Origin of the sequence: Streptomyces sp. NPDC093591 (assembly GCF_044764885.1) — a bacterium.
GTDB lineage: Bacteria > Actinomycetota > Actinomycetes > Streptomycetales > Streptomycetaceae > Streptomyces.
Map to the genome: position 1 here is coordinate 119992 of NZ_JBIWIY010000003.1, position 14004 is coordinate 133995.

The following is a 14004-nucleotide window of genomic DNA, read 5'->3' on the forward strand; positions in this document are numbered from 1 at the left end:
CAACCACATGTGCCCGGTCGGGCCTCTCCAGACGTGCGGGCGCCACGGGGGCGCCCCCACGAGCCGGGAGAGAACAGTGGCCGACCCATTCGACCTGTCCGCACCGTCCGAGCGCTGGCTGTGGAAGAAGGCGACGCTGCGGGAAGCCACGATCCTGCAGTCCTTCGCCTTCGACGAGGTGAACCGGCACCTGTACGTCCTCCAGCTGCGGCGGGGCGGCGGCGTCGCCGGCCACCTGTGCCTGAACAAGCTCGACCTCACCGGAAAGCGCTTGGGCCACATGTACCTCCAGGGCTTCGGGCACGGCGTCAGCCTGGGAGTGCAGAACGCCGCCGACGGCACGGTCTGGATCTGGACCGAGGCCGACGCCAAGGGCGGCTACGGCCGGGGCGTCACCCGGTTCCGCTTCTTCGACGGCGCCGTCCGCACCGGGAAGGACGTCAAGGTCCGCCACCCGATCCCCGGCTCCACCCACAACCAGCCCTCGGTCTGCATGGCCTCGCGGCGCATCGCCGTACGCCACCGCGTCGGCGACCAGCCCCGCTACCGCGTCTGGGACCTGGACGCCTTCGTCGCCCGCGACTACGCCGACCCGGTCGCCGACTTCCCCCAGACCGGCGCGCACCCCGACCCCCGGATCCCCTTCCAGGGGTACGCCCTGGACGGGGATCACCTCTACCAACTGGCCGGCACCGCCTACGACGCCAAGACCAACCCGCCGGCCAAGCGCGGCAACGCCCACATCTCCTGCCTCGACATCCGCACCGGCAAGCTGCTCGACCGGCAGCGCACCGAGGCCGGTCACTCCCTCGAACACCGCGAACCGGAGGGCCTCGCCGTCCGCCACGGCTCCGCGGCACGGCTGTGTCTGGGGCTCGCGTCGGGGCCGGAGGGGAAGCGCAGGTTCTCGATCTACTACAAGCCGCGCGCGACCTGAGAGAGCCGGACGCTCAGCCCTTTCGTGGCTTGGCGTCCATCTCCGGCACGTCCTGCACCGACGGCTCGCCCAGCTCCTCCAACGCGGCCTCGGCCAGGGGCACCCGCGTCGGCGAGAAATGCGGGTTGATCCGCAGCGCCTCCTGCAGATGCCGCCGCGCGGGCCCCGCCAGCCCCAGTTCCCGCTCGATCATCCCCCGGTGATAGGCGTACAGCGCACTGCGCACCCCGCCCCCATGCGCCTCGTCGGTGGCGATCCTGGCGAACTTCAGCGCCTGCTTGTGCTTCCCGGCCCGGTGCAGCGCCCACCCCAGCGCGTCGGCCACCGCGATACCGGGCTGGCGGCGCCACTCGGTCCGCAGCCGCCGTACGGCGGACGAGGCGTCGCCGTGGTCCGCCTCGAAGAGGCCCAGCACCAGTTCCTCGTCCACCCCGCCGGCCGCGGCCCGCGCCGCCCGCTCCCGCAGCAGGTCGTACTGCACCCCCGCCGCCTGCCCCAGCCCCAGCGACTCGTACAACTCGCCCAGTTCCAGCGCGTACTCGGGACGCGGCTGCTTGGCGAGCGCCACCCGGTAGGCGTTCAGCGCCTCCGTCGTGCGGCCCAGCGCCGCCAGCGTCCGCCCCTGCCCGGCGAGCGCGGCCCGCTGGTCGGGGTCGAGGCGCACCGCCTCCTGGAAGTGCCGCAGCGCCACCTCCAAGTCGCCGCGCTCCCAGGCGAGTTGACCGGCGCGTTCGAGATACGCCGCCCGCTCGGCCGGTGCCTCGGCGGCCGCCGCCGCGTCGGACAGGGCCGCCGCGGCGTCCTCACGGTTGCCCCGGTCCCGGTAGACGGCCGCCGCCCGCGCCTGCACCGCCGGCCCCGAGCGCAGCTTCAGCAGCCGGTCCAGGGTCCGCTTGGCCGCCTTGTACTCGCCCAGCCCCGTGTACGCGTCGATCAGCTGCGGATACGTCGTCCACCGCTTGCGGTCCACCTGGAGCGCCGCCTCGCCCCACGTCAGCGCCGCCCGGAAGTCCCGCCGCGCGTTCGCCAGCGCCGCCATGCCGTCCAGCGCCGCGGCGTTCCTCGCCCGCAGCCTCAGCGACGTACGCAGCGCCTTCTCGGCCTTCGGGTAGTTCACCGGCTCCGCGGTCCGCCGCCCCTGCTCCACATACGCCGAGCCCAGCACCGCCCACGACTTCGCGTCCTTGGGATGCGTCCGCACGCGGGCCTCGCGCTCCTCGATCAGCACCGCCAGATCGGGCAGCGCGGCCGGCACGCCCGTGGTGACCGCGGTGAGCGCCTGCGCCCCCGGTGCCGGTGGTGCGGCCTCCCGCGTGCCGGTCGTCCCCCACGGCAGCAGCGTCAGCACGCCGCCGAGCACGACACATCCCGCCACCGCGGCGATCAGCACCCGTCGCCGGATGCGCGGGCGGTCCGGCGTGGGCCGGTCCTTCCCGGCGGCGTCGTTCTCGTCCGTCGAGGCGGCGTTCTCCGTGACGCTGTTCTCCGCGGCGTCGTTCTCCGGGGCGCTGTTCTCCATGGCGATCACTGTGCGTGAAACCTTGCGTCAATACGACGACCACACCCGTCCGGCGGCGGCTGCCGCATGCGGGGTTCACACCGATGGCCCCGGGTGTCACGCTGTGATCATGAGCCGTACCGAAGCCGCGCCCGACCAGACCCGCGGTGACCTCACCGAGCGGCTGCTCGCGGGGCTGCCCGCCGAGGCCGTCCTGACCGACCCCGACATCACGGCCTCCTACGCCAACGACATGGCCAGCTTCTGCCCGGCCGGCGCCCCCGCCGTGGTCGTGCTGCCGCGCACCGTCGAAGAGGTCCAGCACGTCATGCGCACCGCCACCGAGCTGCGCGTCCCGGTCGTCCCGCAGGGTGCTCGCACGGGCCTGTCGGGCGGGGCCAACGCCTCCGACGGCTGCATCGTGCTGTCCCTGACCAAGATGGACCGCATCCTGGAGATCAACCCGGTCGACCGGATCGCGGTCGTCGAGCCCGGCGTCATCAACGCCGCCCTCTCCCGCGCGGTGGGCGAACACGGCCTGTACTACCCGCCGGACCCCTCCAGCTGGGAGATGTGCACGATCGGCGGCAACATCGGCACCGCTTCGGGCGGCCTGTGCTGTGTGAAGTACGGGGTGACGGCGGAGTACGTCCTCGGGCTGGAGGTGGTGCTGGCCGACGGACGGCTGATGTCCACGGGCCGCCGTACGGCCAAGGGCGTCGCGGGATACGACCTGACCCGCCTCTTCGTCGGCTCCGAGGGCTCGCTCGGCATCGTCGTACGGGCCGTCCTGGCGCTCAAGCCGCAGCCGCCGCAGCAACTGGTCCTCGCCGCCGAGTTCGCGTCCGCGGCCGCCGCCTGCGACGCGGTGTGCAGGATCATGGCCGGCGGGCATGTCCCGTCACTGCTGGAACTGATGGACCGTACGACGGTCAAAGCGGTCAACGACATCGCGAACATGGGACTGCCGGAGACGACCGAGGCACTCCTCCTGGCCGCCTTCGACACCCCGGACCCCGGCCCCGACCTCGCCGCCGTCGGCGCGCTGTGCGAGGCGGCCGGCGCCACCCAGGTGGTCCCGGCGGACGACGCGGCCGAGTCCGAACTCCTCCTCCAGGCGCGGCGGTTGTCCCTCACCGCGCTCGAAGCGGTGCGGGGCGTGACGATGATCGACGACGTGTGCGTGCCCCGGTCCCGGCTCGGCGACCTCATCGAGGGCGTCGAGCGGATCGCCGAGAAACACCAGCTGACCATCGGGGTCGTCGCGCACGCCGGCGACGGCAACACGCACCCGACCGTGTGCTTCGACGCGGCCGACCCCGACGAGTCCCGGCGCGCCCGCGAGTCCTTCGACGAGATCATGGCCCTCGGCCTGGAACTCGGCGGCACGATCACCGGCGAGCACGGCGTGGGCGTGCTGAAGAAGGAGTGGCTGGCGCGCGAGATCGGCCCGGTGGGGGTGGAGATGCAGCGGGGGATCAAACAGGTCTTCGACCCGCTCGGCATCCTTAACCCGGGCAAACTGTTCTGATCCGGCCTTGTTGCCCGTACGGCTCACCGGGCGAGCAACTGGTCGAGCGCGTCGTCGATCCCCAGCTGCTCGCCCTCGGTCCCCGGCGGCACCACCCTGAGCGTCCGCTCCAGCCAGGCCGACACCTGCGCGGCCGGCGCCTCCAGCAGGGCGTCCCCGTCGGGCGAGCTCAGTCCCATGAGCACGATGCTGCGTCCTTCGACCTTCGTCGGCCACACCCGTACATCCCCGTGCCCGCACGGCCGGAACACCCCCTCGACCAGCAGATCGCGGGAGAACGTCCAGTACACGGGCTGCTCGGAGTTGATGTGGAAGGTGACGTGGACGGCGTACGGATCGTCGCTGTGGTAGCTCAGCCGGGCCGGCACGGGGATGCTGCGCTCGGGCGACAGGATGAGCCTGAGCTCCAGTTCGCGCTCTACGACGGTGTGATGCATGGCCTGGGTGTCCTCTCTCGTGACGCGTGCGGGTCCTGTGGGCGGGCCCGTACGAGTGGAGAGCGAGGAGAGGGCCGGATCATTACGCGGGTTCACGGAACTTTTTTCCGGCCTGTTCCCGGGCCGGTTCCGTACGTGTGAAGTACGTGTACGAGGTTGCCCGGAAAGGAGTGGGTCCTACGGGACTGGCGGTGCTTGTTGCGCCGGTCTGATAGATGTGGAGCCCCCCAATAGACCCTCGAGCAGATACCGGACGACGGACATGAGCGCCCCAACCCCGGCCCCCGGTGACGACAGGCCCCGCGAAGGGTATTACCCGGACCCGTCCATTCCTGGATATGTCCGGTACTGGAACGGTGCCTCCTGGGTACCGGGCACCAGCCGTCCGGCCCCGACGGACGGCGAATCGCTCAGCCCGCCACCGGGCGCGAACCCGGACCGGCCCACCTCGGCCGCGCCCGCCCCGGTCGAGGAGACGGGCCCGCACTTCTTCGACGAGGACCCGGTCCAGGAGCCCCCGCAGGCCGACGGCCGGCACGGCGGCCGCCCCGAGCCGGCGTCCGCCTGGGGCGCCGACTCCGCCCACCAGTCCGGCTTCGGCGGCGAGCAGGACCGCCGCGTCTCCTGGGGCGCCCAGCAGGGCGCCGACCCCAGGGACCCGGGCGCGGCGGACGGCGAGCCGGACGCGGGCGCCGGGGGCGTCGCCTCCGGTGACACGTTCATGATCCGCCGGCCCGTGGCGGAGTCCGGGGGAGCGCAGTCCTCCGGCGCCTCGGGGCAGGCCACTCCGCGTATCCCGAACCCCACCGGTTCCGCGCCCGTCGACGGCACCATGGCCATCCGCGCGCTGTCCCCGCGCACGGGACAGCAGGGCGGGGCGGCCGGGGCGCAGGCCGGGAGCACGGGCGCGTCCGCCGGCCCGGGCGCCGCACATCCGGACGCCCACCACCCCTCGGCGCCCGGCGCCCCACAGGGGCCCGGCTTCGGCGCCGGGAAGGCCGCCGCCGACCGCGCCGCGGGGGCCCAGGGACAGGCCCAGGCGGGCGCTCCGGCCGCGGCTGCCGCCCAGGCACCCGGCGCCGCCCCCACGGCCCTGTCCGGCCCGCAGCAGGCCGCCCCGAGCGTTCCCCAGCAGGCCGGCCCCCAGTCCGCGGCCGCGGCGTCCGCCCCGCCCATGAGCTCCGGTGCCGGCGGCGGCCAGTCGTCCTGGGCGCAGCAGGTGCACCGGCTCGCGGGCCCGGCCGACGACGACCAGCCGGTCGCCCCCTGGAAGCCCCCGGTCGAGGACATCTTCCAGGCGGCCGCCAGGCGCCAGGCCGCCGCCCGCCCCGCCGGCCTCGGCAAGCGGCTGGCCGCGCGGCTGCTGGACACCGTCGTCCTGGCCGCCGTCACCGCGGTGGCCGCCGTACCGCTCGGCACCCAGGCGATCGACCACGTCAACGACAAGATCGACGCGGCCAAGCTCTCCGGCGAGACGGTCACCGTCTGGCTGCTGGACGGCACGACATCGACGTATCTCGGCATCATCCTGGCCGTCCTGCTCCTGTTCGGCGTCGTCTACGAGGTCCTGCCCACCGTCAAGTGGGGCCGCACGCTGGGCAAGAAGGTGCTCGGTCTGGAGGTCCGGGACATCGAGGCCCACGAGCCCCCGACCTTCGGTCCCGCGCTGCGCCGCTGGCTCGTCTACAGCATCCCCGGCCTGCTCGGCATCGGCGTCGTCGGCGTGCTGTGGTGCTTGTTCGACCGGCCGTGGCACCAGTGCTGGCACGACAAGGCGGCGCGTACGTTCGTCGCGGGCTGACCGCATACGGCAAACGGCCGAGAGGATTTACGTACTCCGGACGGCCCCGCGCCGGATGCGAAGCCGGGAGGTTCGCGGTCGACTCGGGCCATGAGCAGTGAACCGCCTCCCGGCTCCGGTCAGCACCCCCCGGAAGACGACCCGTTCAGGAAGCAGCCCCCGCCGTCCGAGGGCTCGGGTTCGCCGTACGGCGGGCAGCCCCCGTACGGCGGCCAGCCGCCGCCCCCCTCCGGCGGCGGCCCGTACGGTGGTGGCCCCTACGGCGGGGATCCGTACGGCGGCGGTGGTTACCCCACCGACCCGCTCGCCGGGATGCCGCCGCTCGCCGACAGCGGCAAGCGCACGCTGGCCCGCATCATCGACATGATCCTGGTGGGCGTCGTGGTCTGGCTGCTCACGTGGGGATTCGGCGTCACCGAGTACGACGTGGACGCCGACGACGTCGAGTACGGCAAGTCCCTCGTGCAGTCGGTGGTCGCCGCCCTGCTCTTCATCGGCTACGACACCTTCATGACCGTCAGGACGGGGCAGACGCTCGGCAAGAAGCTGCTGAACATGCGGGTGGCCAACCTGGACAACGGCGCCACACCGCTGGTGCAGACCGCGCTGATCCGGGCGGCGGTGCTGTGGATCCCGTTCGCCTTCTGCTGCGCCTGCATCTGGACCGCGCTCTGCGGCGGCTGGAGCTTCTTCGACCGGCCCTACAAGCAGGGCCTGCACGACAAGGCGGCGAAGACGGTGGTGGTCAGCACCAACACCTGAGGCGGGTCAGGACTGCGTCAGCACCGGTTCCTCGGCCTGCTCCCGTTCCGCGGCGGGCTTGCGCACCGCCACCACGCGGGGCTTCTTCGGCATGGGCACCGTCATGGCGACCAGCAGCCCGAGCAGGAGCGCCGAGACGGCGATGACCGCGATCCCCACACCCGAACTCGTCTGCGACAGCAGCAGCATGGCGAGCGTCGAGAAGATCACGGTGCACGAGCCGTAGGAGAGCTGTGCGGCAGTCGGACGAGGCATGATCATCGTGTCCTCGGAATCAGGGGTGCACGGGGGTCTCGGCCTGGCTTTCCGCCGACATCCGGGCGTTCCGCCATCCGACTCTAACCGCGTGCATGCCCGAGCGGAACAAACCGTAAGCGTGACCTAACCAACAGTGCCGGTGCACAGGGGGCGCACGGAGTCATGCCGTCCATCAAGTGGACAGGGGAACGCGCCCGTTGGCGAAAGATCGTTGTCCGTTAAACGAACATCGACTCCGCATAGTGCAATTGACCTGTCCAAGTCAAGGTCTGTCTTTTCTCCTTAACCTCTAGTCAAATGTCGTCACTTGACTACACGCGTTGATCAGGCGCGCGCGGACCCTCCATGACCGGGACCCTCCTTCCGCGTGCCCGGACGCGGGGGAGGAAGCAAGTGACCAGTAGACCCTGGACGTTCAGAGCGGCGGCAACCGCCGTCGCGCTCGCGGCGGCCGCGGCGACGGGCTCGACCTACGCGGTGGCGCAGGCCGGCGAAGACACCTCGGCGGCATCCGTGGAGCGGCACGACCCGGCGGAGCACACTCACGTCGACCACGACCTGGAAGGCCCCCTGAGCAAGACCCAGGAGGCGCAGCGCGAAGAAGCCCTGAACCAGGTCATATCCGGCAAGGCCAAGGTGAAGGAGCGCGCCGGCTCGCAGGTCGTCGAGCTCAAGAGCAAGAAGGGCGACAGCAAGTACGTCGAGCTGGGCCGCGAGAAGACCGACAAGATATTCACGATCCTGGTCGAGTTCGGCGACAAGATCAGCGAGTTCGGCGGCACGCCCGGTCCGGCCCACAACCAGATAGCCGAGCCCGACCGCGCCAAGGACAACTCGACGGCCTGGCAGGCGGACTACAACCAGAAGCACTACCAGGACCTCTACTTCGGCACCGGCAAGAACACCGAGTCGATGAAGAAGTACTACGAGAAGCAGTCCTCGGGCCGCTACTCGGTCGAGGGCGAGGTGTCCGACTGGGTCAAGGTCCCCTACAACGAGGCCCGTTACGGCAACAACGCCTGCGGCCAGACCAACTGCTCCAGCGTCTGGAACGTCGTCAGCGACGGCCTGAACGCGTGGGTCGACCAGCAGAAGGCAGCTGGCCGGACCGACGCCGAGATCAAGGCGGACGTCGCGGAGTTCGACCAGTGGGACCGCTACGACTTCGACGGCGACGGCAACTTCAACGAGGCCGACGGCTACATCGACCACTTCCAGATCGTGCACGCCGGTGAGGACGAGTCCGCGGGCGGCGGCGCGCAGGGCACCGACGCGATCTGGGCCCACCGCTGGTACGCGTTCGGCACCGACGCGGGTGCCACCGGCCCCGCCGGCAACAAGCTGGGCGGCGCGCAGATCGGCTCCACCGGCATCTGGGTCGGCGACTACACCGTCCAGCCGGAGAACGGCGGCCTGGGCGTCTTCGCCCACGAGTACGGCCACGACCTCGGTCTGCCGGACCACTACGACACCTCCGGCGGCGAGAACTCCACCGGCTTCTGGACGCTGATGTCCTCCGGTTCCTGGCTCGGCACGGGCAAGGGCGAGATCGGTGACCTGCCCGGCGACATGACCGCCTGGGACAAGCTCCAGCTGGGCTGGCTGAACTACGACCGGGCCAAGGCCGCGACGGTGTCCGAGCACAAGCTGGGCGTCGCCGAGTACAACACCCGGCACAAGCAGGCCCTCGTGGTCGAGCTGCCCAAGAAGAAGGTCACCACCGAGATCGTCGCCCCGGCGCAGGGCGCGAACCAGTGGTGGAGCGGCAGCGGCGACAACCTCGCCAACACGCTGACCCGTTCCGTGGACCTCACGGGCAAGTCGGCGGCCTCGCTGACCCTCGACGGCTGGTACGACATCGAGGCCGAGTACGACTACCTCTACACCGAGGTCTCCACCGACGGCGGCGCCAACTGGACCGCGGTCGACGGCACGGTCGACGGTGCGGCCCTCCCGAAGGACGCCAGCGGCAAGCCCGCCCTCACCGGCACCGTGGACGCCTACAAGAAGCTGGTCTTCCCGCTCGACGCCTACGCCGGCAAGAAGATCGACCTGCGCTTCCGCTACCAGACCGACGGCGGCGTGGCCCAGAAGGGCTTCGCGGCCGACCGGATCACCGTGACCGCCGACGGCGCGGCCCTGTTCTCCGACAACGCCGAGAGCGCGGACGCCGCTTGGGCGACGAAGGGCTTCAAGCGCATCGGCGGGTCCATCACGGACGACTACGCGCAGTACTACATCGCCGAGAACCGCCAGTACGTGTCGTACGACAAGACCCTGAAGACGGGCCCGTACAACTTCGGCTTCTCGTCGACCCGTCCGGACTGGGTGGAGCACTACGCGTACCAGAACGGCCTGTTGATCTGGAAGTGGGACACCTCCCAGGCGGACAACAACACCAGCCAGCACCCCGGTGTCGGCCTGGTCCTGCCGGTCGACTCCCACCCGACCGCGCTGAAGTGGGCGGACGGCACGCTGATGCGCAACCGCATCCAGTCCTACGACTCGCCGTTCAGCCGGTTCCGCACGGACGGCATGACGCTGCACAACGCGGACGCCGCGACGAAGATCCCGTCGCGGGCGGGGGTGCCGGTCTTCAACGACCACACCAACACGTACTACGACGCGGCGACCCCGACCGCGGGCGTCAAGATCACTGACACCAACACCAAGATCAAGATCATCCAGGAGGCCAAGGATGGCTCCACGATCACGGTCGAGGTCGGCGCTGCGGTGAAGTAAACGTCATCTTCGCAGGTCAGAGCATGATCGGCGGTAGCCCCCTGGCGGGTTGCCGCCGATCGTGTTTAGGTGCACCCTGTGCTTCCCTTATTGACACCGACTCGCACGGGGGTGTGACCGCATGGCCGCAGGAGGTTTCTGCAAGCTGCCGACCGGCAGCGTGGTGGTGGCTCTGAACCTGCCCAGACCCACCGCCGACGGCACGGGCTGCGTCCGTGTCCTCGTCCACGCCCACAACCGCGCCCGAGCCCTGACCAGGCTCCGCAACCTGGGCATGCGGGCCGTCTACCTGCGGGGCAACGCCGCCCCGCCCACGCCGGACGAGATCACCGCCGTCCTGCACCACCCGGACGGCCTGATATGGCGCACGGCACCTGACAACGGTGTCGTGGCGGGACCGGAGCTGGCGCAGGAGCTGTGGCATCCGATCAGAGCCCTCTTGAGGCGGCCGGCGGCAACGCCCTGAAAGGGGCGCGGGGCTGCATCGATATGCGGCCCCGCCGCCGCGCGGGCGCGACCGGCCACAACGGCGCTGCAGTCGCCCGACAACCAATCGCGGCACCCCCGCAGAGCGCCCGGCGACCCACGCGGAGCGCTACGCGACCACTGGCTTCCCGGACAGCTCGACCCCCGCCTCCCGCATCTCCTCCAGCGCCCGTTCTGTGCTCTCGGAGGCCACCCCGGCGGTGAGGTCGAGCAGGACGTGCGTACGGAACCCCTCCCGCGCGGCATCCAGAGCGGTGGCGCGCACGCAGTGGTCCGTGGCGATCCCCACCACGTCCACCTCCGAGACCTCCCTGGCCCGCAGCCAGTCCGCCAGCCTCACGCCGTTCTCGTCGGCCCCCTCGAACCCGCTGTAAGCCGCCGCGTACGCCCCCTTGTCGAACACGGCGTCGACCGCGCCGGAGGCGACGGCCGGCGCGAAGTTCGGGTGGAAGCCGACGCCCTCGGTGCCGGCGACGCAGTGCGCGGGCCAGGAGTGCGCGAAGTCGGGGTTCGTGGAGAAGTGGCCGCCGGGTGCGATGTGGTGGTCGCGGGTGGCCACGACGTGCTGGTAGCCGGAACCGCCCGCCTGCCCGATCAGCTCGGTGACGGCGGCGGCCACGTCGGCACCGCCGGGCACCGCGAGGCTGCCTCCCTCGCAGAAGTCGTTCTGCACATCTACGACGATCAAGGCGCGGCGCATGGTCGGTGTCCTTCGGTTATGGACGCTGGGGTCGGGACGGTGAAATCGGTGCTGGCCCGGCCGTGAACTTCCGAGCCTAGAGACTTCGGGTGCCGCGCGGGAGGGGGCACGGAGTGAGCATGCCGGGCGCGCTCACTTCACGCCCCCGTACGGCTCCCCGCGCGCCCATTGACATACTCCGTCGGAATGACGGCTTCCCCGCGCGAGAGCTGGGTCGCGGACAGCGGCAGATTGGCGCGAGCGGCCGTGTGCCGGTCCCGTACGGCGTCCAGCGGCTCACGGGCCACCACGTCACCGCCCTTGACCAGCTCGACCAGCAGCTGCCGGTCGGCGAGCCCGTCGGGCACCTGTCCCGTGCCGACGACCTCGGCCTCCGCGACGCCGTACTCGTCGAGGCGCCGCGCGGCCCACTTGCGCCCGCCGATGGAGGTCTTGCCGCCGCTGGACTTCTTCGCGACGGGGATCAGCGGGGCCCCGGGGTCGGCCGACTCGGCGCGGGCGACCAGCTTGTAGACCATCGAGCAGGTCGGATGCCCGGACCCGGTCACCAGCTGGGTACCGACGCCGTACGCGTCCACCGGCGCCGCCGCCAGCGAGGCGATGGCGTACTCGTCCAGGTCGGAGGTCACGATGATCTTCGTGTCCGTCGCGCCCAGCTCGTCCAGCTGCTGCCGGACCCGGTGCGCGACCAGCAGCAGGTCGCCCGAGTCGATGCGGACGGCGCCCAGCTCGGGCCCGGCGACCTCCACGGCCGTACGGACCGCCTCGGCGACGTCGTAGGTGTCCACGAGCAGCGTGGTGCCGCGGCCCATGGAGTTCACCTGGGCCTGGAAGGCGTCCCGCTCGCGGTCGTGCAGCAGGGTGAAGGCGTGGGCGCTGGTGCCGACGGTGGGGATGCCGTAGCGGAAGCCGGCGGCCAGGTCGGAGGTGGAGGTGAAGCCGCCGACGTACGCGGCGCGGGAGGCGGCGACGGCGGCCAGCTCGTGCGTGCGCCGGGCGCCCATCTCGATGATCGGGCGCTCCCCGGCGGCCGACGCCATGCGGGAGGCGGCCGCGGCGATCGCGGAGTCGTGGTTGAGGATGGACAGGATCACCGTCTCCAGCAGCACGCACTCGGCGAAGGTGCCCTCCACCCGCATGATCGGCGAGCCCGGGAAGTAGACCTCGCCCTCGGGGTAACCCCAGATGTCGCCGGAGAAGCGGTAGTCCGCGAGCCACGCCAGGGTCTCCTCGTCGACTATCTTCCGCTCGCGCAGGAAGCCGAGGACGTCGGCGTCGAAGCGGAAGTTCTCGACGGCGTCCAGCACGCGGCCGGTGCCGGCCACGACGCCGTAGCGCCGCCCCTCGGGCAGCCGCCGGGTGAAGACCTCGAACACGCTCCGCCGCTCGGCGGTGCCCGCCTTCAAGGCGGCCTGCAGCATCGTGAACTCGTACTGATCCGTGAAGAGCGCCGTCGAGGGAACGTCTACCGGCAGCCCAAGGTCCGCTGTGTCCATGGCAATGGATAGTACCCCCATTTCGTCAGTCTGACGATTTGTGGGGTGGAGGTCACAACGGGCGCGCTTGCGCAGCCCGTTTGTGCGACCACCCCCCTCGGGTGGCAGCATGGGCTCTGTGACGTCACCCGCTCCCCTAGAGATCGAACGAACCGAGTCGGCGGAGGAGGTCTTCGCCGTCCCCGAGCCGGACGTCCCCTGGGTCACGATCGTCCACAACGACCCGGTCAACCTCATGAGCTATGTGACCTACGTCTTCCAGTCGTACTTCGGCTACAGCAAGGACAAGGCCACCAAGCTCATGCTCGATGTCCACCACAAGGGCCGGGCGGTCGTCTCCAGCGGTACGCGCGAGGAGATGGAACGCGATGTGCAGGCCATGCACGGCTACGGCCTGTGGGCCACCCTCCAGCACGACCGCAAGTGACCGCTCGTCCACGCCCGCAGGACCGGAAGTAGCGAATCGCCTCCATGCCAGGAACCTTCGAACCGCTCCCCGGCGGCGGCGCGGCCGTCGCCCTCGATGACGTCGAGATCTCCATCATCCGGTCGCTGGCCGTCCAGCTCCTGGAACTCATCGGCCCCGGCCCCGCCGAAGGCGCCTCCGACGACCCGCTCGCGGAGCTGTTCGCCGAGGGCCCGAGCGAACCGCCCGCCGACCCGGTCCTCAAGCGGCTCTTCCCGGACGCCTACAGCGACCCGGAGGCGACCCCAGGCCCCATGGAGACCGAGGAGCAGCGGGCGTACTCCTCGGAGTTCCGCCGGTACACCGAGAACGACCTGCGCGCCGGCAAGCGGGACAACGCGCTCGCGGTGGTCCGCTCCCTGGACGAGCTCAGCTCCGCCTCCGCCGGTGAGGGCGGTGCGGTGCTCAAGCTCTCCCCCGAGGGGTCCCAGCAGTGGCTCGGCGCCCTCAACGACCTGCGCCTGGCCATCGGCTCCCGTCTGGAGATCACCGCCGAGGACGACACCGACCTGCTCTACCGGCTCCCGGACGAGGACCCGCGCAAGCCGATGGTGATGGCCTATCTGTGGCTGGGCGGTCTCCAGGAGACGCTGGTCGACACGCTCATGCCGTAGATCGCGACGTTCTTGTAGTCGTATGTGACGATTTTGTGTTCGCTCAGCGGACGCTCAAATCCGGATAACGATCCCGTCACCGCCGCCGCCCGCTCTGGGGGGCGGCGATTATTTTGTCCGGTTCTTCCTGTGTGATGCGCCACATGGCCTGTGCCTGATCACTGTTACGGCCGTGATAAATCTTCACGACGCCCGGCGAACACCACCCGAATGTTCGGCCGGGTGCGCCACATGGCCGACGGATCGTCGGCCGGGCACGCTCCAGCAATCCGGGGG

Annotated in this window: 13 protein-coding genes; 8 read left to right on the top strand and 5 right to left on the bottom strand. The window is 70.9% G+C overall.

Annotated elements, in window-relative coordinates:
• Positions 1-76: 76 nt before the first annotated feature.
• Positions 77-937 (top strand): Teichoic acid biosynthesis protein C (Precursor), encoded by an 861-nt coding sequence (locus ACIREI_RS07140; RefSeq protein WP_403328276.1) that lies wholly within the window; start codon positions 77-79, stop codon positions 935-937.
• 13 nt (positions 938-950) lie between these two features.
• Here the strand turns inward: ACIREI_RS07140 and ACIREI_RS07145 are convergent, their stop codons facing one another.
• Complete coding sequence (locus tag ACIREI_RS07145) at positions 951-2456, bottom strand: tetratricopeptide repeat protein (protein WP_403328279.1); 1506 nt, start codon at positions 2454-2456, stop codon at positions 951-953.
• Positions 2457-2559: 103 nt separating this feature from the next.
• Between ACIREI_RS07145 and ACIREI_RS07150 the strand changes: the two genes are divergently transcribed.
• Positions 2560-3966 (top strand): FAD-binding oxidoreductase, encoded by a 1407-nt coding sequence (locus tag ACIREI_RS07150; RefSeq protein WP_403328282.1) that lies wholly within the window; start codon positions 2560-2562, stop codon positions 3964-3966.
• 23 nt (positions 3967-3989) lie between these two features.
• Here ACIREI_RS07150 and ACIREI_RS07155 read toward each other — a convergent pair whose 3' ends face one another.
• Positions 3990-4403: an SsgA family sporulation/cell division regulator gene (locus ACIREI_RS07155; RefSeq protein ID WP_403328285.1), complete on the bottom strand. Its 414-nt coding sequence runs from the start codon at positions 4401-4403 to the stop codon at positions 3990-3992.
• Between the two features lie 262 nt (positions 4404-4665).
• Between ACIREI_RS07155 and ACIREI_RS07160 the strand changes: the two genes are divergently transcribed.
• Together ACIREI_RS07160 and ACIREI_RS07165 are read left to right on the top strand one after the other, a co-directional pair.
• A complete protein-coding gene (locus ACIREI_RS07160; protein ID WP_403328288.1) occupies positions 4666-6204 on the top strand; it encodes an RDD family protein in 1539 nt (512 codons plus the stop codon).
• Positions 6205-6294: 90 nt separating this feature from the next.
• Entirely contained in the window at positions 6295-6966 is a 672-nt protein-coding gene (locus ACIREI_RS07165; RefSeq protein ID WP_403328291.1) for an RDD family protein, read from the top strand.
• A 6-nt stretch (positions 6967-6972) separates the two neighbouring features.
• Here the strand turns inward: ACIREI_RS07165 and ACIREI_RS07170 are convergent, their stop codons facing one another.
• On the bottom strand, positions 6973-7227 hold the full coding sequence (locus ACIREI_RS07170) for a hypothetical protein (protein ID WP_403328294.1): 255 nt from the start codon (positions 7225-7227) through the stop codon (positions 6973-6975).
• A gap of 390 nt (positions 7228-7617) precedes the next feature.
• On the opposite strand from ACIREI_RS07170, the gene ACIREI_RS07175 reads away from it, so the two are divergent.
• Together ACIREI_RS07175 and ACIREI_RS07180 are read left to right on the top strand one after the other, a co-directional pair.
• Positions 7618-9966, top strand: coding sequence for an immune inhibitor A domain-containing protein (locus tag ACIREI_RS07175; RefSeq protein WP_403328297.1), 2349 nt, complete (start codon positions 7618-7620; stop codon positions 9964-9966).
• 121 nt (positions 9967-10087) lie between these two features.
• Positions 10088-10432: a hypothetical protein gene (locus tag ACIREI_RS07180; RefSeq protein ID WP_403328300.1), complete on the top strand. Its 345-nt coding sequence runs from the start codon at positions 10088-10090 to the stop codon at positions 10430-10432.
• Between the two features lie 129 nt (positions 10433-10561).
• Here ACIREI_RS07180 and ACIREI_RS07185 read toward each other — a convergent pair whose 3' ends face one another.
• Together ACIREI_RS07185 and ACIREI_RS07190 are read right to left on the bottom strand one after the other, a co-directional pair.
• Entirely contained in the window at positions 10562-11152 is a 591-nt protein-coding gene (locus ACIREI_RS07185; protein WP_403328303.1) for a nicotinamidase, read from the bottom strand.
• A gap of 137 nt (positions 11153-11289) precedes the next feature.
• Complete coding sequence (locus ACIREI_RS07190; protein WP_403328305.1) at positions 11290-12648, bottom strand: nicotinate phosphoribosyltransferase; 1359 nt, start codon at positions 12646-12648, stop codon at positions 11290-11292.
• A 109-nt stretch (positions 12649-12757) separates the two neighbouring features.
• On the opposite strand from ACIREI_RS07190, the gene clpS reads away from it, so the two are divergent.
• Entirely contained in the window at positions 12758-13075 is a 318-nt protein-coding gene (gene clpS, locus ACIREI_RS07195; protein ID WP_024885384.1) for an ATP-dependent Clp protease adapter ClpS, read from the top strand.
• Between the two features lie 44 nt (positions 13076-13119).
• Complete coding sequence (locus ACIREI_RS07200; protein ID WP_403328308.1) at positions 13120-13728, top strand: DUF2017 domain-containing protein; 609 nt, start codon at positions 13120-13122, stop codon at positions 13726-13728.
• Positions 13729-14004 lie beyond the last annotated feature (276 nt).